Origin of the sequence: Xanthomonas prunicola, assembly GCF_025266575.1 — a bacterium.
GTDB lineage: Bacteria > Pseudomonadota > Gammaproteobacteria > Xanthomonadales > Xanthomonadaceae > Xanthomonas > Xanthomonas prunicola.
The window spans coordinates 3668934-3691169 of record NZ_CP096142.1 but is presented as its reverse complement, the minus strand read 5'-3'; the positions used below and the strand labels follow the sequence as shown (position 1 = coordinate 3691169).

Annotated in this window: 17 protein-coding genes and 1 pseudogene; 5 read left to right on the top strand and 13 right to left on the bottom strand. The window is 63.4% G+C overall.

The annotated features are described in order from the left end of the window. Positions 1 to 130: 130 nt before the first annotated feature. The 5 genes from M0D43_RS15850 to M0D43_RS15830 form a co-directional block, all read right to left on the bottom strand. Positions 131 to 1351: a pyridoxal phosphate-dependent aminotransferase gene (locus M0D43_RS15850; protein ID WP_252162166.1), complete on the bottom strand. Its 1221-nt coding sequence runs from the start codon at positions 1349 to 1351 to the stop codon at positions 131 to 133. A 29-nt stretch (positions 1352 to 1380) separates the two neighbouring features. Continuing rightward, on the bottom strand, positions 1381 to 1884 hold the full coding sequence (locus tag M0D43_RS15845; RefSeq protein ID WP_101362017.1) for a RidA family protein: 504 nt from the start codon (positions 1882 to 1884) through the stop codon (positions 1381 to 1383). 23 nt (positions 1885 to 1907) lie between these two features. Then, positions 1908 to 2333 (bottom strand): c-type cytochrome, encoded by a 426-nt coding sequence (locus M0D43_RS15840; RefSeq protein ID WP_252162165.1) that lies wholly within the window; start codon positions 2331 to 2333, stop codon positions 1908 to 1910. After that, the gene (locus M0D43_RS15835; RefSeq protein ID WP_252162164.1) at positions 2330 to 3937 is read right to left on the bottom strand and encodes a flavin monoamine oxidase family protein; all 1608 of its coding nucleotides are present in this window, start codon (positions 3935 to 3937) and stop codon (positions 2330 to 2332) included. The genes M0D43_RS15840 and M0D43_RS15835 overlap by 4 nt, the downstream gene beginning before the upstream one ends. Before the next feature lie 70 nt (positions 3938 to 4007). After that, positions 4008 to 6290, bottom strand: a complete 2283-nt coding sequence (locus M0D43_RS15830; protein ID WP_260808281.1) for a TonB-dependent receptor — start codon at positions 6288 to 6290, stop codon at positions 4008 to 4010. A gap of 292 nt (positions 6291 to 6582) precedes the next feature. On the opposite strand from M0D43_RS15830, the gene M0D43_RS15825 reads away from it, so the two are divergent. Continuing rightward, positions 6583 to 7200 (top strand): HAD-IA family hydrolase, encoded by a 618-nt coding sequence (locus M0D43_RS15825; RefSeq protein WP_252162163.1) that lies wholly within the window; start codon positions 6583 to 6585, stop codon positions 7198 to 7200. 246 nt (positions 7201 to 7446) lie between these two features. On the opposite strand, the gene M0D43_RS15820 is transcribed toward M0D43_RS15825, so the two are convergent. Further along, positions 7447 to 8673: an acetylornithine transaminase gene (locus tag M0D43_RS15820; RefSeq protein WP_252162162.1), complete on the bottom strand. Its 1227-nt coding sequence runs from the start codon at positions 8671 to 8673 to the stop codon at positions 7447 to 7449. Between the two features lie 72 nt (positions 8674 to 8745). Here M0D43_RS15820 and M0D43_RS15815 point away from each other — a divergent pair. Beyond that, positions 8746 to 9615 (top strand): annotated as a pseudogene (locus M0D43_RS15815) (ion transporter). A gap of 292 nt (positions 9616 to 9907) precedes the next feature. Here the strand turns inward: M0D43_RS15815 and M0D43_RS15810 are convergent. From M0D43_RS15810 to M0D43_RS15800, 3 genes are all read right to left on the bottom strand, one after another. After that, complete coding sequence (locus M0D43_RS15810) at positions 9908 to 10849, bottom strand: YiiG family protein (RefSeq protein WP_252162161.1); 942 nt, start codon at positions 10847 to 10849, stop codon at positions 9908 to 9910. Positions 10850 to 11207: 358 nt separating this feature from the next. After that, positions 11208 to 12023: an SDR family oxidoreductase gene (locus M0D43_RS15805; RefSeq protein ID WP_252162160.1), complete on the bottom strand. Its 816-nt coding sequence runs from the start codon at positions 12021 to 12023 to the stop codon at positions 11208 to 11210. Positions 12024 to 12116: 93 nt separating this feature from the next. Further along, complete coding sequence (locus tag M0D43_RS15800) at positions 12117 to 12776, bottom strand: serine/threonine-protein kinase (RefSeq protein WP_101362025.1); 660 nt, start codon at positions 12774 to 12776, stop codon at positions 12117 to 12119. Positions 12777 to 12938: 162 nt separating this feature from the next. Between M0D43_RS15800 and M0D43_RS15795 the strand changes: the two genes are divergently transcribed. Continuing rightward, positions 12939 to 15026: a bifunctional DedA family/phosphatase PAP2 family protein gene (locus M0D43_RS15795; RefSeq protein ID WP_252162159.1), complete on the top strand. Its 2088-nt coding sequence runs from the start codon at positions 12939 to 12941 to the stop codon at positions 15024 to 15026. A 551-nt stretch (positions 15027 to 15577) separates the two neighbouring features. On the opposite strand, the gene M0D43_RS15790 is transcribed toward M0D43_RS15795, so the two are convergent. The 4 genes from M0D43_RS15790 to M0D43_RS15775 all read right to left on the bottom strand — a co-directional run bounded on the left by M0D43_RS15790 (position 15578) and on the right by M0D43_RS15775 (position 19479). After that, on the bottom strand, positions 15578 to 16462 hold the full coding sequence (locus M0D43_RS15790; RefSeq protein WP_252162158.1) for a bestrophin family protein: 885 nt from the start codon (positions 16460 to 16462) through the stop codon (positions 15578 to 15580). Between the two features lie 147 nt (positions 16463 to 16609). Then, positions 16610 to 17206, bottom strand: coding sequence for an LON peptidase substrate-binding domain-containing protein (locus M0D43_RS15785; protein WP_252162157.1), 597 nt, complete (start codon positions 17204 to 17206; stop codon positions 16610 to 16612). After that, the gene (gene mpl, locus M0D43_RS15780) at positions 17206 to 18573 is read right to left on the bottom strand and encodes a UDP-N-acetylmuramate:L-alanyl-gamma-D-glutamyl-meso-diaminopimelate ligase (protein ID WP_252162156.1); all 1368 of its coding nucleotides are present in this window, start codon (positions 18571 to 18573) and stop codon (positions 17206 to 17208) included. Before mpl ends, M0D43_RS15785 begins: the two co-directional genes overlap by 1 nt. 342 nt (positions 18574 to 18915) lie before the next feature. Further along, on the bottom strand, positions 18916 to 19479 hold the full coding sequence (locus tag M0D43_RS15775; RefSeq protein WP_252162155.1) for an adenylate kinase: 564 nt from the start codon (positions 19477 to 19479) through the stop codon (positions 18916 to 18918). A 160-nt stretch (positions 19480 to 19639) separates the two neighbouring features. Between M0D43_RS15775 and M0D43_RS15770 the strand changes: the two genes are divergently transcribed. Both M0D43_RS15770 and M0D43_RS15765 read left to right on the top strand, forming a co-directional pair. Further along, positions 19640 to 20896, top strand: a complete 1257-nt coding sequence (locus tag M0D43_RS15770) for a 6-phosphofructokinase (RefSeq protein ID WP_252162154.1) — start codon at positions 19640 to 19642, stop codon at positions 20894 to 20896. 566 nt (positions 20897 to 21462) lie between these two features. Continuing rightward, positions 21463 to 22224, top strand: a complete 762-nt coding sequence (locus M0D43_RS15765; protein WP_252162153.1) for a hypothetical protein — start codon at positions 21463 to 21465, stop codon at positions 22222 to 22224. Positions 22225 to 22236 lie beyond the last annotated feature (12 nt).

Sequence of the window (22236 nt, the reverse complement as noted above, 5' to 3'; positions counted from 1 at the left end):
AGTGCCAGAGTAACGCGCGATCGCAATCAACAGTGCATCACGTGCGAGCCCACTGCAGTGCACTTGCATATTGACCAAGGATGCGAAGAGGTTTGCTGACTGCACGCAAGCCTTCCAACGCACGCCAACCTCACGCGTAACGGAAAAACGCATCCATCGGATCTTCCGCAACCGAAGCAATGGCAGGAACCGGCAGCGGGCCACGTTTGCCTGCGATCACCTGCACGAACGCCTGCTTGAAGCGCGCCATCTCCGCTTCCGTACCCACGGTGATGCGCGACCAGGTTGGCCACACCGGCCAGCTACGGCCGATGAACACGCCGTGGGTGGCCATATCGTCCCTGAAGCCAGTCGCCGGCCGCTGCACATCGACCATGAAGCAGTTGCTCTCCGATGCGGTGCAGGCATAACCCTGCTTGCCGAGAAAGTCCATCACGTCCTTACGGATTGCAGCCGTGCGTGCGCGCCGCTGCGGCACCAGCACCGGATCGCGCAGGCTAGCCAGCCCTGCGGCGGCGGCGGTGACCGGCAAGCTGTTGACGCTGTAGAACTTCAACTTGGCCAATAAGTCCGGGCGCGCCGCCGCATAACCCAGACGGATACCGGCCATACCATAGAGTTTGGAGAACGTGCGCAACACCACCACGTCTTCGCCGGCGGCGACCATGTCGACCATGCTGCGCATGCTTTGCGCAAAGTGGATATACGCCTCATCCACCACCAACACGCTGCCTTTGGGCTTGTGCGCCAAGGCGTAGTCCAGATCCTTGCGTGCGGTGACCGAGCCCGTAGGATTGTTGGGGTTGCAGATATAGATCACGCCCGCGTTGGCATCGGCGGCGCACATCGCCTGCACATCGTGCGAAAAGTCCCTGCGCAACGGCACTTTGATCAAACGTGCGCCATTGCGGGTTGCAGCACGCCAGCCGGATTCGTAGGTGGGATCGGCGGTGACCAACGCAGCGCTGGGCGAAGTGAATGCCAGCATCGTGTAGTCGAGCGGCTCGGTAGATCCGGCATACGCCATCAGGTGATCGATCGGCAGTTTGAGTTCGGCAGCCAACGTGGTCATCAATTCCATCTGCACCTCGCGCAGGTAACGCCCGCCTTGCGGTGCAATCTGCGCGATGGCTTTCACTGCGGCAGCAGACGGTCCATCCGGAAATTCATTGGAGTCGATCATCACCGGTGCCAATGCCGTTGCCGTTGCCGTTGCCGTTGCCGGTGTCGGCGCGATGGCAGCCGAGCGTTCGACGGCGCTGGCCAGCAATGGCAAGCTGCCTGCACCGGCGGCGCCGGCAAACAGTGCGGAGTCGCGCAGAAAGGTGCGGCGCGAAAGAGCAGTTTTCATGACAACCTCCAGCAGGATGACGACGCGGATCAGGGACGCACAGCGACAACTTCGATCTCGACCCGGTATAGCGGGTTACCCAATGCAGCGATCTGGAACGCCGAGCGCGCCGGCAGGTTGGGTTGCTCCTTGGTACCGAAGAACTGGCGATACCCTTCCATGAAACCGTTGAAATCCATCTTGCCGCCCATTGCCGGATCACCCACCAGGAACACCTGCATCTTCACTACATCGCCCATGCCCAACCCAAGCGTGGCCAGCTGCTGCTTGATCTGGTTCAACACGCTCACCGTTTGCGCCTTGGTGTCGCCATAGGCAGCAGCGGAATCTTTCGGTGCGCTGGTATCGATCACCGCTGGCACCTTGCCGCTAACATACACCGTGGCCTTGCCGGCGGGAATTTCCACAGCGGCGGCAATGGGAAAGTCGCTATTGGGAATCTTGTGGCGGATCACCTCGGCGGCCTGCGCGGCGCCGAGACTGGCAGAGCACAGCACTGCAGCGGTGAGAACGGTCGTCATGGAACGGAGCATGGCAATTCCTTGTGTGAGAAAAATCAGTGGCGTAGCGATGTGACATCGTCGATGGTGACGCGCTCGGCATAGTCGTTACCGAAGTGAGTCCTCACGTAGCTCACCACTTCGGCAACCTGGCGGTCGTCGAGCATGTCGCCGAAACCCGGCATGCCCGCGTGGCCGTCGAGTACCATCATGGTCACGTATGGGCCGGCTGCCAGTTTTGGGTTGCCGGCAAGCGCAGGATAGTCGCCAGCGCCTTGCGCGCCACGTCCGGACGGCATATGGCAGCCCTGGCAGATCGCTTGATATACATCCTGACCGGAGGCTTTGGCGAACCCCTGCTGCGGAAACAGCTGAGTGGCATCGGAGCTTTGCGCCTGCGCATCGTGCACGCCGGGCGGCAGCAACAACGCAAGGATGGCCAGCGCAACGGTGGCGCCGCACACTCGTGGCAACAGACTCATGCGCGTGCTCCTCCGGCAATGACCTTGCGATGCAGGCGGCCGACGACATCGTGCGCCGACAGAATCGCGCCCTCCTGCCAGGCCGGGATGTAGGACACGTGCTCACCAGCCAGTGCCAGCCGCCCATCGATCTGGCACAGCGGGGTGTAGTGCTCAGCGCGCGCCTGTTCGCTCCACATGCCGAAGCAACCATGCGTAAACGGCACGCGGTGCCAGCCGACTGCGATGCCGTTTTCGAATTCGCGCGGATACTGCGGATGCAACTGCGTGCCGTATTCCACCGCCTTGCGCACGCGCTGCTCCGGCGGCATCGCGGTGAACTGGTACGCATCCAGTCCCCACACATAGGCGCCGAGCAGCACGCCTTTGCCGGAGCTGTGGTAGTTGGTGCTGGGGTAACTGATCAAGGTAATCGGCAGGTCGGTATAGCTGATGCCACCATAGATCGCTTCGTCTTCTTCCCAAAACCGGCGTTTGAATTGCAGGCCCACTTTCACCGACGCCGCATACGGTACCTTGCCGATCGCCGTGATCATCGCATCGCTGGCGGTGACTGGAATGCGGCTGAGCACCGACAGTGGAATCGTGCAGATGCACCAGTCGGCACTGGCGATACGTTCTTCGCCGCCGCGCGCAGCGTCCTGCCAGGACACGCGCACGCCGCTGCCGTCCTGATCGACCTTGGTGACCTTGGCGTTATAGATGATGGCATCCCCAAGTTGACGTGCGAACGCCTTGCCGATCTGGTCCATGCCCCCCACCGGCTGGAACATGGTGGTCTGCATCTCATAGTTATTGCCGGCTGCCAACGTGGTCCAGAGGCGTGAGCGCAACACGTCCTGCACGCTGAAAGGATCGGAGAATTCCGGCTTGCCCGACAGCCCACCACCGGGGTAACGCGCGAAGCCACGCCGCTCGCTGCTGTCCTTGCCTTTGACATAGCCGAACTTCTGATCGAGCGCGCCCCAGGTGCGCAGGGATTCGAGCAGCACCTCCTGATCTTCGCGACTGACCGTCTTGTCCAGAGCGTGTTGCTGCGTGCACTTGGCCAGCAACTCGGACACATGGCCCTTGTAATCGGCATCGATGGCACGGAAGCGCTGCGGCTTGCCGCCGAAGCCTTTTTCGCTATGCAGTAGCGCGTTGTAATTCACCTGATTGAAGGCTTCCAGCGCCACGCCGAACTGCTTGCAGTAACTCAGCACTGCCTTGTGGTGGTGCGGAATGCGCCAGGGCCCCGGATTCAGATACAAGCCGTCGTCGAACTGGCAATGCTGCGTGGCACCGCCCAACTCGGTGTAGCGGTCGCCGCCGCGCAGGGTCCAGTTGCGCCCGCCGGGGCGGTCGTTGTATTCGAGCAGCTGCACGCGGTAACCGGCCTTGCGCAACTCGAAGGCGGCGCTCATGCCGGCCAGCCCGGCACCGAGGATCAAGACCGACGCCCCCTTGGGGTCGCCATCCAGTTGCAGTGGGCCTTTGAAGTTGGATTCGGCGGCCATGCCCAGGCTGCTCATCGCCTGATACATCATTGCGCCGCCGGCGGTCATGCCGATGCGCGCCAGCAATTGCCGCCGCGTCATCGCTCCCGTGTGATTGCCTTGCATCAACGCACTTCCCCTGCATGTCATGGACGAAACGCACGCGGCCGGCAGGTTTGCCGGTCGCGGCTGCACCTCAAAATTTGTAGGCCAGGCTGGCGAACAACTGGCGCGGTGCGATCAACTGGTACGAACCGGAGCTTTCGTTGGGAAACACCGCGCCGATCGCATCGTCCTTGTCGAAGAGGTTGTAGACCGACAACTGCAGCCGGCCACCGGCGAGAAACCCACTATTGTCGCCCTGGTAACCAAGGCTGCCGTTGACGATGAAGGTGGCATCCACCTGATCGGTATTGAGCGTGTCGCCATAGCGCGTGCCGGTGTATTTGGCATCCAGGTTGGCGAAGAAATGCTCGCCTTCCCAACCGCCGTTGGCGCTGACCATCACCTTCGGCGCATCCGGCACCTCGTTGCCCTTCACCTGCACCAGGTTGCCGCTCACCGGGCCGAAGTAGTTGTCCTGGAATTCGGATGTATTCCAGGTCAACGATGCGCCCAGCCGCCAGCCCGGTGCTGGTTTCCACATGCCGGAGATTTCCGCACCGTAGGTCTGCACGTCGCAGACATTGGCGTAGACGGTGGGCGCAACCACCAACGGGTCCGGGTCGGTGAGCGCGATGATGCGGTTTTCGTAATCGATCTTGTAGGCGGCGATATAACCGCTCCACTGCGTGGATTCGGCGCGGATGCCGATATCGATGTTGGTGGATGCTTCCGGCGCGATATCCGGGTTGAATGCACCCGAGGTCAGCGCCAACCGCGGTGCCGAGCTGAAGTTTTCCGCGTAGTTTGCAAATACCTGCACGCCGTCGGCAAGCTGGAAGCTGGCGCCGACCTGCGGCTGGAACCAATCGCTGTTCTTGATCGTGACATCGCGGCGCATACCGACATTGAAGTCATCGAGATTGGCAATTCCGTTGTAGTCGCGTTTGACATCCAGCCCCTTGGCACCGAACTCCATCGTCAACCGATCGTCCAGCAGGCGCAGCGTGTCCTTGATGTAGAGCTGCTTCACTTCGGTGGAGAAGTGATTGTCGTAATAGATGACGATCGGCAGTGAGTCCTTGAGTAGCGCGCCGGTGGCCGGATCCAGGTTGTACAGCGGGCGCACCTGGTCGAAGTCATAGTTTTCGTACCACGCACCGATTTCGAGTTTGTTGTGCTCGGTCTCCCACGACACTGCCGTCGTTAGGCCATAGCGATCGCCCCCCATGATTTCTTCGCGCCGCGTCATCGCACCGACGTGGGTGACATTGCCGTTGGCATCGACGATCTGCAGGTCGTTGATGGCGATGTCGGTGCGCCCCGGGGTGCCGGCGATGGCAGCGTTGTACAAGCCGGTCGCCGTGCTCGGCGGGGTTCCGCCGACGCCGTACCCGTGCTTGTTTTCGTAGTAGCCGGTGACGGTGAAGCCGATCGCATCGTTGAACAGAAAATCGCCGTGCAGGCTGAGCAAGGAGTCGCGCCGCCCGTTCTGCCATTCGCTGTAATGCTCGGCATCCACTTCCGGGTTGCCGGTGATGCGTTCATGGATATCCCACGCCACCGAGCCGTCGGAGTTGTACGACTGCACGTCGTAGTCCTTGCGATTGTTGTAGATCCAGCCCAGCGTCAGGCTGCCCGCCTCCCAGGCCTGGCGAATCTTGGCTTCGAAGTGATCGCTTTTTTGCGTGGCCGGCTCCATGTCCCACACCCCGCCTTGCGTACGCGAGGCGGAGAGATACGCGCTGGGGCCGCCGTCCCACCAATCGGGTGTATCCAGGCGCACGAAGCTGCGTACCAGATCCTCCGAACCGATGGTCTGGGTGAGATTGCCGCTCCAGCTGTCGCCGCCCTTCGGTGGCAGGCTGGTGTAACGGATCGCGCCACCGAGTGCGTGATAGGAGGGCTGGGTCACATCACCCGAACCGGCCGACACGATGACATCGAGCAGGTTCTCGCTGGAGACATAACGCGTAATCGGGCCGCCTTCGCGGGTGTCGAAGGTTTCGATCGGAATGCCGTCCAGCGTCACGCCGATCTGGTTGGCGGAAAAACCGCGGATCGTCATCGAATCGCCGAACTCGTACAGCCCGAATGGGTCGGTGGTCTGCACGTTCACACCGGGCAGGCTGGCCAACAACTGCTGCGGCGCCACCCCGGGCACTTGCGCCTGGATCTCGTCAACCGAGATAGACGCGGTAGTGCGCGTGGACCCGGTGCCCACCACGCTGACCGCATCCAGCGTGCGTGCTTCCTGCGCCAAGGCAGGCAAGCTCTGTGCGCCGGCCAGCAACAAGGTCACCGACGCCAGCGTGTGGCGCGAGCGGGTGGTGGTGAGGATGGTGGCGACCGAGGCCGCCAATCGATCGGTGTTCAGGCACTTTCGCATGCAATCAACCCCTGAAGACGTGTGGCGTGCTGAGTGACCGGGCGCTCCCCGAGACCGGCTGACACCGCGGATGCGGCGTGCATTGACCATAACCAGCGCAGTTGCTCCGCAACGACGGCGCGGAGGGTGGGGTCGGTGCAGGTGGGTAGGTCCCTACCGAGTTCAAAACTCTGAATAGCTATTTCTGCCACCTACCTGTGCGGTGTTGGCAGTGCAGGTCGCGCGCTTGCCATGTCGCGCCGATTCGACAACGCTGCAGCGTCACCACACGAACACGCATATGTCGCCTAAACCTCCGTCGCTGCTGTTGCTCGATTTCGACGGCGTGCTCGCGCACTACGCGCGGCCACGGCGCATGGCCGCCCTTGCGGCGGCGGCGGGCTGCTCACCGCAGCGCGTGCATGAGGTGTTGTTCGCGCAAGGTCTGGAGCGCACCTACGATGCCGGTGAGATCGACACGCAAGCGTATCTGGCGCAGTTGAGCGAAGCGCTGGGGCACCCGATCGACCGCGCCACCTGGATCGCGGCACGCGTTGGCGCCTGCCGCGCCGACCCGTCGGTGGTGGCGCAGGTGCTGGCAGTCTCGGCAACCACGGCTGTGGCGGTGCTCACCAACAACGGCCCGCTGATGATGGACGCGATCGAGCGGATCGTGCCGTCGTTGTTTCCGTTGTTGCAGGACCGCGTGCTCTGCAGCGGCGCACTCGGCGGCCGCAAACCCAATGTGCAGGTATATCAGCGCGCGCTTGCGCAACTCGGGCAACGCGCCGAGTACACGCTGTTTGTCGACGACCTGTTCGTCAACGTGCGCGGCGCGCGCGCGGCCGGTCTGCACGCCGACACCGTGCGCGACGCACGTGCACTGCGGCGGGTGCTGAAGCGCTACGGACTTGCATGAAACAAACCCCTCTCCCGGCGGGGCGAGAGGGCACGGCATGCACGCCGCCGGCATGCGTACCCCGGAGCGCCCGCGTCGCAGGCGTGGAACGGGGCTGGGGGTGAGCGTACTGCGGCAGATAGTCATCCCACCCAGGCAGTCAAAAGTCCGCGCGCACTGCGGCAACGCGCGCCACACGCCACACATCCTGCAACACCCTCCAGCCGGCTCGGCGCCGGCGAAAAAGTGCGCCAGCACCTCCGGACATCACGGCTGCGCGATGTACTCGGCAATCGCCAAACGCAACCGCGCCAGACCATCAGCCAGTTCGGCATCGGTCAGATTGAGTGCCGGCACAAAGCGCAGCACATCCGGTCCGGCCTGCAGCAGCAGCAAGCCATGCTTGGCTGCCAGATCGAGGATCGCACCCGCCTGCCTGGCATGTGCCGGCGCAAGCACCGCGCCCAGCATCAGGCCACGCCCACGAATCTGTGCAAACAGGCCGAACTCGGCATCGAGCGCTTCCAGGCCAGCACGCAACGCCGCCGACTGCCGCTCCACGTTGTCGGCTATCTGCGGCGAGGCCAGCTTGCGCAGCGCCACGCGCGCCACTGCTGCGGCCAATGGATTGCCACCGAAGGTGGTGCCGTGCGCGCCGAACTGCATGGTTTCGGCCACCTTGGGGCCGGCCAGCATCGCGCCGATCGGGAAACCGCCACCCAGTGCCTTGGCCAGTGTCACGATGTCCGGCGTCACCTGCTCCTGCCAGTGCGCGAACAGCGTGCCGGTACGGCCCATGCCACATTGAATTTCGTCCAGTACCAACAGCGCATCGTGCTGATCGCATAGCGCGCGCGCACGGCTCAAAAAGCCCGGCGCCGCCGGCATCACACCGCCCTCGCCCTGGATTGGCTCCACCATCACTGCGGCCACATCGCCGCTGGCCATCGCCGCTTCCAGCGCCGCGACGTCGTTGAAATCCACGTAGCGAAATCCGCCCGGCAGCGGCTCATAGCCTTCCTGATACTTGGGCTGCGCGGTCGCAGTCACCGACGCCAGCGTGCGGCCATGAAAACTGCCGCGAAACGTGACAATGACGCGCTTGTCGGCCGGCCGACCCTGGCTGCTGGCCCACTTGCGCACCAGCTTGATCGCCGCCTCATTGGCCTCGGTGCCGGAATTGCACAGGAACACCTTGTGCGCGAAACGCGAGGCAGTCACCAGTTCTTCGGCCAGTTTCAGCGGCGGTGCGCTGAAAAACACGTTACTGGTATGCCACAGCTTGCCAGCCTGCTCGGTGAGCGCAGCCATCAAATCCGGATCGTTATGGCCGAGCCCGCTGACCGCGATGCCCGACGATAGATCCAGATACTCACGCCCCTGGTCGTCCCATACGCGGCTGCCCTGGCCACGCTCCAACACGACCTGGCGCGGGCGATACACCGGCAGGTAGTAGTGCGCGAGGGACAGGGGCGAATCGGCAGCGGTGCTCATGAGGATGGGTCGCAGAAGCGGAGGGAGAACCGGCATTCTCGCGCATTCGCCGGCCTGCGGCACAATGCGCGCATGCGTCCTTTCTCAGATCCGCAACTCACTCCCGCCACCGACGATGGCTGGCGCCGGCAGTGGTTCGACCTCATCTATCGCCACGACACCCGTCCCTCGCGCACTACGACCTGATGCTGGTGGTCGCGATCCTGGCGAGCGTGGTGGTGATCATGATCGACAGCGTACCGCGCATTCATTCGCATGCCGCGGGCTGGCTGGTGCCGCTGGAATGGGCGTTCACGGTGATCTTCACCATCGAGTACGCGCTGCGTCTGGCGGTGGTGCGGCGCCCGCTGCAGTACGCGCTCAGTGTATGGGGCGTGATCGATCTGCTGTCGATCCTGCAGCTATCTCTCCTTCTTCGTGTCCGGCGCGCAGACGCTGCTGGTGGTGCGCGTGCTGCGCATCCTGCGGCTGTTCCGCATCCTCAAACTCACCCGCTACATCGAAGAGAGCGGACAACTGCTGGACGCGCTCTGGCGTAGCCGGCGCAGGGTGCTGGTGTTTCTGTTCACCGTCCTCACCATCACCGTGATCGCCGGCGCCACGATGTACATCATCGAAGGCCCGCAACACGGCTTCACCAGCATCCCGACCAGCATGTACTGGGCCATCGTCACCATGGCCACGGTGGGCTTGGGCGATGTGGTGCCGCAAACCACGCTGGGCCGCTTCGTGACCTCGGCCTTGATTCTGATCGGCTACAGCATCATCGCCGTGCCCACCGGCATCTACACGGCAGAGCCGGCCAGCTCATTGCGCGAGGGCGGCCACAGCGGCAAACGCGATATACGCAACTGCGTCCGCTGCCGGCTGGAGGGCCACGCAGCCGACGCACGCTATTGCCGGCAATGCGCCGAGCCGCTGCCGGAGGTTTCCAATGGCTGATGCGGAGTTGCGGACTTCGACGAGGAAAAGATGACGTCGCAGCTGCAGGCGGCCATGGCCCTTGCGCGAGGCGGCATCTAGCAGAGCTATTGCCGGCACCGACTGCGCGCCCCTGCACATTCTCGCGTAGCGCGCGAAAGCGATCGCAGTGCAGATGGTCTGTGACTCGGCTGCGGGGCGCTGACAGGCGTGTCGATGGTCGATGCGCGGCCATGGTTCGCAGAGCGACGGCATCAGCAACGCAATCAGCAATTCAACTGTATTTGCACACCGCAACGATGCGTACAAGGCATCAATGCGACATGCGGTTGCTCATGTCAATCAGATCGTTGTAGCTGGCAAGCACCGCCTGACGGGTTCCACCCGGCGGCATCGAGCCGCTTTCCAACAACATGTGCTCGCTCTTGCTCAGCGGGGTCTTGCTGCGAATACGTTCGACAAGACGTCCTGCGTCACGCGCAAGCTTGTCTGCAGCACGCTCCATGTGGCCCCACATTGCATCGCCCTGGCCGGCCTTGGCTTTCTGCGCGTCTTCCAGAATGCGCTGGTAGTCGGCCAATTGCGCTTGCGCTGCGGCAAGATCCGGCGTGTCGCTGTCGAGCACCTTCACCAGCTGCTTGCCCTCGCCGATGATGTTCAGGTGATACCACGCTGCGCTGCGACCCTGCGCTTTTTCGATCGCATCGATCTGTGCCTGGCGCCGCGTGTCTTCGTTGTGTTCCAACGCCGCGTTCATCGCTTCGCCGGCCTCGAAGAAAGCGGCATAGGCTTGCATCAGTGGTGCGTGCAGTGCGCGCATGCCCTTGGCGTCGTCGCGCAGATAATCCTCGCGGCTGTAGTAGCGCACCGCCTCCCCGATACGCTCATTGAGCATGGTGAAGCGTTCCTGATACGTCTTGGCGACCGGGTCGAGCTCGGCGTTGACCGGTTGCTGTGCCAACGCGGCGGTCATCGGCGCACCGCATGCCTCGACCCGATGCGACAGCACCGTGGCCGGCGCACGAATCCCGCGTTCCTTGCCGGTGGGTCCGGCCTGAGGGTCCTGCATCCAACCGATATAGGTCTGGTAACTCTCATGTATCGGCTGTTCGACACCATTGAAACAGGCGATGTAGGCATTGATCTTGTCGGCGCTTTCCATCGCGGCGGCAGGCGCGTGTTTCTGGCAGCCGGCAAGCAGTGCGGCAAGCGCGATTGCCGCAGTCAGCGGCGCATAACGAAGGCGATGAGTCATGTGGCTTTCCATGGAGAATGTCTGGGGCATGGCCTGCGAATTCACCGCAGACGCGACCATCAAGCGTGCGAGCAGAGGCTCACCTTTGCGTATCGGGTGTCGTTGTCGTCCGGCGCGTGTCATCACAGGCCAGCCTGCGGCTGATTGGGCGCAAGACGTTGAGGGTCACGTCGAAACCTCCTTGTTGGAACCGTTTTCAGCGCGCACGGTAGCAGACAGGGCTGTGAACTCTTCGTGCGTGCCACAGCGTGCCTGCGACGACGACTTGCGGCGACATCGTGCGCAACGCCGCATGCGGCACCCATGCTGGCCGCCGTGCACCTGCGCTGCAAGCATCCAGCCGCCAGCTTGTTGGTCGTCAGTCCAGAAACAGATCCGGCAACAACGCACGCGACGGATCCACCGCATAACCGCTCAGGTCGGTGATGCCGGCCTGGGCGAGCACCTCGTCGTCGATCAGGAATTGTCCGTGAAATCCGGCCGCTGAACGCGTTAGCACCGCATGCGCGGCGTCGGCCATGATGTCCGGCCGGCGGCAGGACGCTGCGTCCACGCCAGGCAGCATGTTGATCGCATCGGTGGCGATCACGGTGCGCGGCCACAACGCATTGATGGCCACGCCTTGCGGACCGAATTCTGCTGCCAGCCCCAGCGTGACCAGGCTCATGCCCATCTTGGCGAGCGTGTAGCCGGTGTGCGCGCCCCACCACGCCGGGTTCAACGACGGCGGCGGCGCCAGACTGAGGATATGCGGATTGGTCGCCTGCAGCAGATGTGGCAGACACGCCTGCGCGCACAGAAAACTGCCGCGCGCGTTGACCTGCTGCATCAGATCGAAGCGCTTCATCGGCGTGTCCAGCGCACCGCGCAACCAGATCGCACTGGCGTTGTTGACCAGGATATCGATCCCGCCGAATGCATCGACCGTCGCCGCCACCGCCGCGCGCACCTGATCTTCTTCGCGGATATCGCACTTGAGTGCCAGCGCCTGCCCACCGGCCGCAATCACCGCCGCAGCCGCGCTATGGATGGTGCCTGGCAATTTGGGATTGGCCACCGCCGACTTGGCCGCAATGGCCACATTCGCCCCATCGCGCGCCGCCCGCAACGCAATCGCCAAGCCAATCCCGCGCGAGGCACCGGTGATGAACAAGGTTTTGCCGGATAGGGTCATGGGAATGGGGAATGGGAAAAGCTTATCGCCTTGAACGTTCCGCAACCGACGAACAAACAGCTTTCGCGATGCGCTCTCCCGATTCCCAGCCCCTCAGGGCTTCGGTCCCTGCCCTTCGTTGTCTTCCCAGTGCAGCACGCGGCGGGTCACGAAGCGGTAGACCGGTTTGCCGGTGGCGAACCATAGCTCGCGTACCCAGGAGGTGCGTTTGAGCACGCGGCGTTCCACCGGGGTGAGTGCGGCCGGGCAGTACATGCGCTTGTGCTTGAGCAGGTGCCGCAGATCTTCGCGGGCAAGCAGACGCATCCAGCGCGCGCGCGGGTGACCACGCACTGCCAGCTGGAAGTCGATCACTGCCGGGCTGCCGTCGTCCTGTACCAGCCAGTTGGCTTCCTTGGCCAGATCGTTGTGCGCCACGCCGCGACGATGCAACTGCTGCAACAGCCGGCGTGCCTGCCTGAAATACGCCAGGTCGCCGCGCGGCGGGCGTTGGTACATCGCAGCGCCGGCTAGATAACTGCGGTCCAGATGGCGCCCGTCCCACTGCAGCAAACGTGGGGTGTGCGGCAGGCCATCCAGCTGCCGCAGCGCCAGCGCTTCGCGACGTGCCAGCCACCAGGCCACGCCGCGCAACAGCCACGGCGCCACGCTCAGGTCGCGCCGCACGAACACGTGCTCGCCATCGCGGATCAACAAAATGCGTCCGAACGTATCGGACTTCAGCGGCAGATTGCCGGTGGGCTCGTGACTCATCCCCCATTGTAGGCGGGCGGCCGGCATCGCCATACCGCCATTGATGTGCACGCCGATGCCATCGGCGCGCGCGGCCGCCTGGTTGCAACCGCAGGTGAAGCCAACCGCCCGATGTGAGCGTGGCGCAAGTCAGTCGTCGCCATGCCCACCTATAATTCGGGAATGAACTCATGGATCGACGCCACGCTGGAGTGGATCGGACACCACCCCACCTTGGCTGGCGTGGTGATCTTTGCCATCGCATTCTGTGATGCGGTGATCGTGCTCGGCGCCATCGTGCCCGCGCTGCCGTTGCTGTTCGCCATCGGCGTGCTGATCGGGCTCGGCCAGATCAACGGGCCGTATGCGGTGGTCTGCGCCACCCTGGGCGCGTTCGTCGGCGATGCGCTGAGTTTCTGGGTGGGCCATCGTTGGGGTCACCAGTTGCACACGTATTGGCCGTTCCGCCGCTATCCCCAGTTGCTGGAACGCGGCGAGCTGCTGTTCCGACGCAATGCCTTCAAGAGCATCCTGATCGCGCGCTACGTCGGCGCGGTGCGGCCGTTCGTGCCGGCCATCGCCGGCATGTCGCACATGCCGTTCAAGCGTTACCTGGTCGCCAGTGGCCTGGCCTGCGTGTCGTGGGCGTTGTTGTTCCTGGTGCCGGGCTGGGTGCTGGGCACCGCCTACGATGCAGTCGCCGCGGTGGCCGGGCGGCTATTCGTCGTGGTTGCATTGCTGGCGGCCGTGATCGGGCTTGCCTGGGCGGTGGTGCTGTATTCGTACCGCTGGTCGGCAGGCCATCTGGATGCCCTGCTGGCGCGGCTGCTGGAGTGGTCGCATCGGCATCCGGTGCTGGGCAATTGGTCGGTCAGCGTATTCGATCCGCGCCGTCGCGAATCGGTGCCGCTGGCCATGATGGCCTTGATGCTGTTGCTGCTCGGCTGGGGCTGGTTCGTGCTGCTGATGGTGGTGTTGGCGCATGGCGAGCCGCTGCGCGTGGACCTGGCGGTACACGACCTGATGCTGGCGCTGCGCAACCCATTGGCCGACTACCCGATGGTTGCCCTGGCCTCGTTGGGGGACTGGCAAGTGCTGTTGCCGGCCATTGCCGCCGCGATGGGCTACCTGGCCTGGCGCCGTCGCTGGATGGCCGTGGCCCATTGGGTCATCGCGCTGGCATTCGGCCTTGCGCTGACTCAACTCCTCGGCGCCACCGTGCAGGTGGTGCGCCCGCCTGCAGCCAGTAGCGGCTTCGGGTTTCCGTCCGTGGCGGTCACCATGGCCACCATTGGCTTCGGCTTTTTCGCGCTGCTCATCGCGCGCGAGTTGCCCGGCCGCCGCCGCGTGTGGCCGTACCTGGTCAGCGGCGCCATCGTGTCGCTGATCGGTTTCGCGCGCCTGTACCTGGGCGCGCATTGGCTCAGCGATGTGGTCGGCGGCATGTTGTTCGGCATCTTCTGGCTGCTTGTGCTGGGCATCGCCTATCGCCGCCGCGCGACGCGCGCGTTCTGGGTCAAGCCGGTGTCGTGGATCTTCTACGGCGTGTTCGTCAGTTGCGCGATCTTCTTTGCGCCACGCAATCTCGACACCAAGCTGGCCAAGTTCGAACCGCCGCCACCGCTGTTGATGGAGTTGCCGGCAAACGCCTGGTGGGAAGGCCAATGGCGCCTGCTGCCGGCACGCCGCAACGAATTCGACGACGATCAGCGTTGGCCGCTGGACGTGCAGCTGGCCGGTCCGCTCGCCCCGCTGCAGCGCCAGCTAGAAGCGCGCGGCTGGCGGGCTCAGCCGCAGGCTGGCTGGGAACAAGCGCTGCATCTGCTCGATGTCAGCGGCCGCCCGGACGAAGTACCGATTCTGCCAGCCACGCTGGACACCCAGGTCGAAGCGCTATTGATGGTGCGCCACGCTGCACCCGGCCATGTGCATGTGCTGCGTCTGTGGCCGGCGGCCGCACGCCTGCAACCGAATGCACAACCGCTATGGGTCGGCAGCACCCAGACCTTGCGCTACAGCCGCCACTTCAGCCTGATCGGCTTGTGGTACCCGTTGCGCGGCGTCGATCCAGCATTGAGCGCATTGCGCGACGCACTCGGCCCGCTGCCGCATCGCATGCAGCAGCGTCGTCGCTCGCAGGTGCCGGTGATCCTGATCGACACCACCTCGGGCAGTGCGGTGTGTGGCGAGAACAAAGACAACGTTGCACCGCGGGCAGAAACCACTGTGTCCAATCCTGCTGGATCGGGGCCGCCACAACAGCGTCGTTGATTGATCTTGCAGCAATAGCAAGCGGGGCACGATCGCGCAGTACTGTAGAGAGGGCTGACAGCAATGCCAGTTGAACGCTGTAGCGATCGCGGTAGCGTGCTGGCGCCGTCTGGATACACCCGCATTTTTTGGGTGAAAGCTTAGCTCTTCGAGTGCGCGGTGCCCTCGCCGCTCGCGGGGCACGCGCTGAACCCGTCCCTGGAAGCTCGATGGCGCGATCCATGCCGCCAACGGTCCCGCGATCGGCCAGGACATCGCACCCGACAGTTGGCTGGTGGCGCGAGAGAGCAGCTCTTCATGCGGAGAGGATTGGACTTCCTGCTTGGGCGCTACCAACGGGCCACCCCTTGTCACATCGCCAGCGAACGTCGCCTGTCGCCTGCACTGACACACCGACCATCTCGACGGGTGCTTGCCCGCCCACAAGGACCCGGCACACCAGCCGCTCTACCACCATTCGAACCGTTCAATCGTCTCGCAAGGCGACCGGGCTATGGCGCTTCAACGCCGTTCGAATGTGCGCAGGCTGCGTTGGTCGAGCGTGCAATGCCTCACCACAACACGCCATCCACCGGCTGCATCGGCTCCGGCGCCGGGTCGCCGATGGCTTGCAACGCATCGATTTCCACTGTGCGACACATCGTGTCGAGCGGCAGGTCGTGGATGGTGTTGGCGAATGGGTCGACCAGCTCGTCGCCGATCTTGAGCACCGCCAGAAACATCAAGCCGGCCACGGTCGAACCGACCGGCGTGGCGTATTGCAGCGTCTCCACCAACCCGATCGGCAGCAGCACACAGAACAGCCGCGTAAACAGGTTCGGATAGAAGCGGTATTGGTACGGCAGCGGGGTATTTTTCAGACGCTCCATACCGCCCTGTGCGTTGGCGATATCCACCAGGATACGCTCCACGCTAGCCTGCTGGATGCTGTCGATCCAGCCTTCGCGCCGCGCCTGCTCCACGCTGCGACCGGTGATGTCGAGCAAGCCGTTGGCCACGTTGGTGCGGGTGCTCACCGCGACCACTTCATCGGCATCCAGACGCGACTGCAGTGCTGTGGCAACGGGCAACCGACGCAACTGGCAGCGCAATACGTTGACGTAAGCGATCTGACGCAGCGCAATTGTGCGCCCCACCGCTGCGGCGTCCGGCGTGGACAGAATGCTCATGCTCAGACGCACCAGATTGCGCGATGCGTTGATCATCTGCCCCCACAGCACGCGCCCTTCCCACCAACGTTGATAGGTCGAATTGGCCCGAAAACCCAGGAATAACGCCAGCGCCGAACCGAAGATGGTCAGCGGCAACGCCGGCGCACGGAACGGCAACACGTAGTAGATGATCGTGATCAACACATCCCACACGAACAACACAGACAGGGTCCGCCAGACCTGACTGACTACATCCGACACACGCGGTTTGACATCGATGATCAAGGCTCACTCCGTGGATCGAGAGCGAGTGCGGCCATTGCGCGCATCCAGAGCGTGGATGTCATCGGCAGCGCACTCAAGCGCGGTGAGTGTGCCGTTGCAGCAGTGCAAGTGCGGTGATGGGGCGGTCAGCGTCTGTACGTCAGCGTCTCACGGCATCCACGCAAGCAATTGATCCAACCGCTGATGCGGGTCGTCCTGCTGCAACAGCGACAGACGCTGCTGTTCGGTGAGCGGCAACAGCTCGGCCAACCGCCAGCCCACCCAGGCGGCTTGGTCCAGCAAGCCCGGCCCCACCGAGGCGAATTCGCCACCCACCTGTTCGAGCATACGCTCGAGCACCGTGGCCAGCAGGCCATGTTCGGGGCGCAATTCGTCGTCGCTGTCAGGCTCGCACCAGCTCACCTCGCCCACCACCAAGCCGTTGTCGCGGATGCGCGAGCGCTGCACATGGAAGCGACGCGTACCGCGCAAGCGCAGCACCAGCACACCGTCGGCACCGACATCGAAATCCTCGATACGCACTTCGGTGCCGAAGGCAGCCGGCGTGGCCGGCGCACCGACCTCGGTGCCGTCCAGAATCAGGCAGACCCCGAAGCTCGTGCCATTGCGGCCGCTCTCGCGCACCAGATCCAGATAGCGGCGCTCGAACACACGCAACCCCATCGCCGCGCCCGGCAACAACACGCTGTGCAAGGGAAACAACGGCAAGGCGCCGGTCTCGGCGGCGGACATGAGCGGCACCATCAGGACAGCTGCGCCAGGAAGCGACGCGGCGCGCCATCGAAACCGCCATTGGACATGAACACCACATGGTCGCCGGGCTGCGCGATCTCACCCAGCGTCTGCAGCAATGCATCCACGTTCTGTACCACGCGCGCCTCACCTCGGACCTGCGCAATGATCGGTGCGGCGTCCCAGGCCAGTTCCGGCCGATGCAGAAACACCACTGCGCCAGCATCGTGCAGCGACGGCGCCAACGCCTGCGCATGCGCGCCCAGTCGCATCGAATTGCTGCGCGGCTCCATCGCCACCACCACGCGCGCTGCACCGACCTTCGCACGCAAGCCCTGCAACGTCGTCGCGATGGCGGTGGGATGGTGTGCAAAGTCGTCGTACACGGTGATCCCACGCGCGCTACCAATGACTTCCAGCCGTCGCTTGACGCTCTGGAAGTGCACCAACGCTGGCATCACCGTCGCCGGATCGACGCCAACCGCATGTACCGCCGCCAACGCCGCCAACCCATTCAGTACGTTGTGTCGCCCAACCAGCGGCCACTGCACATGGCCAATCTCCATACCACGGTGCAGCACCGCAAACGCGCTGCCATCGGCCGCGATCAAACGCGCGCTCCAGTCCAGCGACGCATCGAAACCGAAGCGCTCCACCGGCGTCCAGCAGCCCATCGCCAGCACTTCGGCCAGGTGCGCGTCTTCGCCATTGACGATCAGCCGCCCGCGCGCCGGCACTGTGCGCACCAGATGATGGAACTGGCGCTGGATCGCTGCCACGTCCGGGAAGATATCGGCGTGGTCGTATTCCAGGTTATTGAGAATCGCCACCAGTGGCCGGTAATGCACAAACTTACTGCGCTTGTCGAAAAACGCAGTGTCGTACTCGTCGGCTTCCACCACGAATTCACGCCCCTGTCCCAGCCGCGCCGACACGCCGAAATCTTCGGCCACGCCACCGATCAGAAACCCCGGCGCACGCCCAGCGGCCTCCAACAGGTAGCTCAGGATCGTGGTGGTGGTGGTCTTGCCGTGGGTGCCTGCCACCGCCAGCGTGTCGCGGCCAGGCAGTACCTGCTCTGCCAACCATTGCGCACCCGAGGTGTAGCGGCGGCCGGCATCCAGCACCGCCTCCACTGCCGGATTGCCGCGCGACAAGGCGTTGCCGACGACGACATCGGTCGCGTCCGGCGAAATATTGGACGGCGCATAGCCCTGCGCCAGCGCAATGCCCAGCGTTTCCAGCTGGGTGGACATCGGCGGATAGATGGCTTGGTCGCTGCCTTCCACCTGCCAGCCCAGCTCACGCGCCAGGGCGGCCACACCGCCCATGAAAGTTCCGGCGATGCCGAGAATGTGGAGTTTGGTCATGCCGCCCATTGTCGCCGATCACCGGAGTTACGGGACATTCCAATCCAACGCAAGCCCAGGTGTCGGGGAATTCCTACCATACTGTCGGGAATTTCCCGATATGCGAACTGCGTCACATCCATCACCATGCTGAACGCCAGTCGCAGCATCCCTTTGGTCCTACTCCCCAAGAGGCCAAATCCCCAGGGAGCTCATGCTGTTGGGGCTCTGAGCAAGCCTACTGCTGGCGTTATTCTGCCCCGGACGTCTTGTACGTCCGGGGTTTTTCTTTTGGGCGATGCCGACGAGAACGCAGCGCGGCCAGACGTGGCGACTGCCAACGACCGGGCCTTGCGCCCGGTCCCTGCCGACTCAGCGGCCGAGCGCCTTGCGGATGCGCTCCAGCACCTCGTCCAGCGAACCCACGCCATCCACCCGCGCCAACTTGCCGCGCTGCTCGTAGAAGCCGATCACCGGTGCGGTGGAATCGGTATAGACCTGCAGACGCTTGCGCACCGATTCCGGGTTATCGTCTTCGCGGCCTTCGGCCTTGGCGCGCCCGGCGATGCGCTCGACCAGCAATTCGCTGGCCACATCCAATTGCACCACCGCATCCAGCGGCTGACCGATCTTGCTGAGCAGCGCATCCAGCGCATTGGCCTGTGCCACATTGCGCGGATAGCCATCGAGGATGAACCCCTTGGCGACATCGGCTTGGCCCAGGCGCGCCTCAAGCATGCCGAGCAGGATATCGTCGGACACCAAATCACCGCGTGCCATCACTTCCTTGGCCTTCAGACCCAGCGGCGAGCCGGCGGCCACTTCGGCGCGTAACAGGTCGCCGGTAGAAATATGCGGGATATCAAACGTGTCTTTGAGACGTGTCGCCTGGGTGCCCTTGCCCGAACCGGGCGGTCCCAATAGAACCAATCGCATCAGTGGACTCCACTTTCGAATAAAAACGCGTTGCGGTTGGCGGCGTTAGACTCAAGCCTTCGCCAGCGCTGACCGTATGGTCGTGCAGCTTACCGCATCCGGGGAATGTCCCGGCACTGTCCCCCTGCGCCATGTCCCCATGTGAGGAGCCCGTCCCCTTATGACTATTGGCAACTTGTTGTATGCCCAATCCGGCGGCGTTACCGCCGTCATCAACGCCACCGCCGCCGGCGTCATCACCGAAGCGCGTGCGCGCAAGATCAAGGTCCTGGCTGCCCGCAACGGCATCCTGGGCGCGCTGCGCGAGGAGCTGATCGACACCTCCAAAGAATCCGCCGCAGCCATTGCCGCATTGGCGCAGACGCCCGGCGGCGCATTTGGCTCGTGCCGCTACAAGCTCAAGTCGCTGGAACAGGACAGCGCCAAATATGAGCGCCTGCTCGATGTGCTGCGTGCACACGATGTGCGCTGGTTTCTCTACAACGGCGGCAACGATTCGGCCGATACTGCCTGGAAAGTGTCGCAGCTGGCCAAGGCCTACGGGTACCCGCTGCACTGCATCGGTGTGCCCAAGACAATCGACAACGACCTGGCCGTGACCGACACCTGCCCCGGCTTCGGCTCGGCGGCCAAATACACCGCGGTGTCGGTGCGCGAGGCGGCACTGGATGTCGCCGCCATGGCCGACACCTCCACCAAGGTGTTCATCTACGAGGCGATGGGCCGTCACGCCGGTTGGCTGGCCGCCGCCGCAGGCCTGGCTGGGCAAGGACCGGACGAGGCACCGCAGATCATCCTGCTGCCCGAGCGCGCCTACGACCAGGCCGCGTTCCTGGCCAAGGTCAAGCACGTGGTAGAAAAGGTGGGCTGGTGCGTGGTGGTCGCCAGCGAAGGCATCCAGGACGCACACGGCAGCTTCGTCGCCGATGCCGGCGGTGCGGCCGACTCGTTCGGCCACGCACAGCTCGGCGGCGTCGCCGCGTTCCTGGCCGCACAGGTCAAGCAGGAACTCGGCTACAAGGTGCACTGGACGCTGCCAGACTACCTGCAACGCTCCGCACGTCACCTCGCATCAAAGACCGATTGGGAACAGGCCCAGGCCGTCGGCAAGGCCGCCGTGCAATACGCCCTCAAGGGCATGAACGCGGTGATCCCGGTGATCGAACGCGTCAGCGACGCCCCCTATCGCTGGAAGATCGTGCCCGCCCCGCTGCACAAGGTGGCCAATCACGAAAAGAAGATGCCACCCAGCTTCCTGCGCAAGGACGGCTTCGGCATCACCGAGCGTGCCCGCCGCTATTTCGCCCCATTGATCAAGGGCGAAGCCCCGCTGACCTACGGCAACGATGGGTTACCGAAGTATGTGACGTTGAAGAACGTGGCGGTGGCGAAAAAATTGCCGGCGTGGGAGGGGTGACCCGAAACGACCGTCTCCAGCCAGAGAGCAGCTGCCACAGCAAAGGCTCGCCTGCTCAGGCATGTAACCGGCGCAGCTGCTGAAAGCATGCTGGGCCGGCACCCAAGACCATCGTCAAGCTGCGGGCGACTTCGGTGGGCACCCGGCCGCCCGTTGACATCACCGTAGAGATGCCACGCAGGCAAATGCCGCGACTGACTGTAGGAATTTTCCTACAGATACCAGATAGACCAAGACAGGCCTGCATCTCGGCGGCAGTGCCGGCCGGCGCGGCCCTGTTGGCTTGGTAGAAATTTGGTTAAGTGTGTGCCACAGTTCGCTCCAAACCTGCCTCATCGCGCATAAGGATCATGGCTTCAGCAGGCAACCCTCTCCCAACGCCCCAAGGCGGCATTCTCTGTCGCGGGGTGCCTGTGTGCTGAAGAAACGGCCTCACTCATTCACCACGAGCGCATGACGTATAAGTTGGGCAAGTCTGCCAACGCGTATCTGCCTCCATTCCTGATTTCTGTTGTCGCTATTACCGCCATCATCCATCTGCACTGAAAAGATCGACGAGACTCGCCATGACCGCACGTTCCCGCCGCCTCCGCCATCCGATTTCCCGCCTCGCCGCCGGCCTGCTGCTAAGCATCGGGCTGTGTGCAGGATCTGCCAACGCGCAGGTGGTGGTCACCAACCCTACGGGGATGGCAAAGGATCTCAAGGAATATGCGGAACAGGCCAAGCGCTGGACCGAGACGATCAAGCAGTATGAACAGCAGCTGCAGCATTATCAGCAGCAGCTCATTAAGTTGCAGCGCCTGCAGTTCAATGAGCCCCAACTGGAAAATAACTTCGTCCTGCGCGATACGTATTACGGAATGGACGCCTATTGCCCCGGAGCTTCCGGCATTGGGGGCGTTATAGAAAAAATGGTACCGATTTCATTGGGTTCGCTAACTGGCAACAATTTGCGAGAAAAGCAAACAGAAGTTTGCAAGCAAATTGTGATAGCACAAAACTCGCAGTACAACGAAGCGATTTTGATGATACAGCGCCTGATGGAACGCGCCAGAGACTTCGAACGTGTGCAACGCCAGCGCGATGGGGGCGGTGACAAGCAGGGTGCGCTCGCAGCAAACGACAACGAAGTTCAGCGTTATGCAGCACGCAATGCGATGGAACTGAGCCACTGGGAAGCCAGGATGAAGGCCTATGACATCTACATCGCAGGCCTCAAGGATGACCAGAGCCTGCTAGCCAAGCGCGCGCTCGATGGCGACAAGAACAACCTTTTTGGGCAGGTCATCCAAGCAGCCGCATTGAAGATTGCGCTGTCTAAGTAAATGGATTAGCAG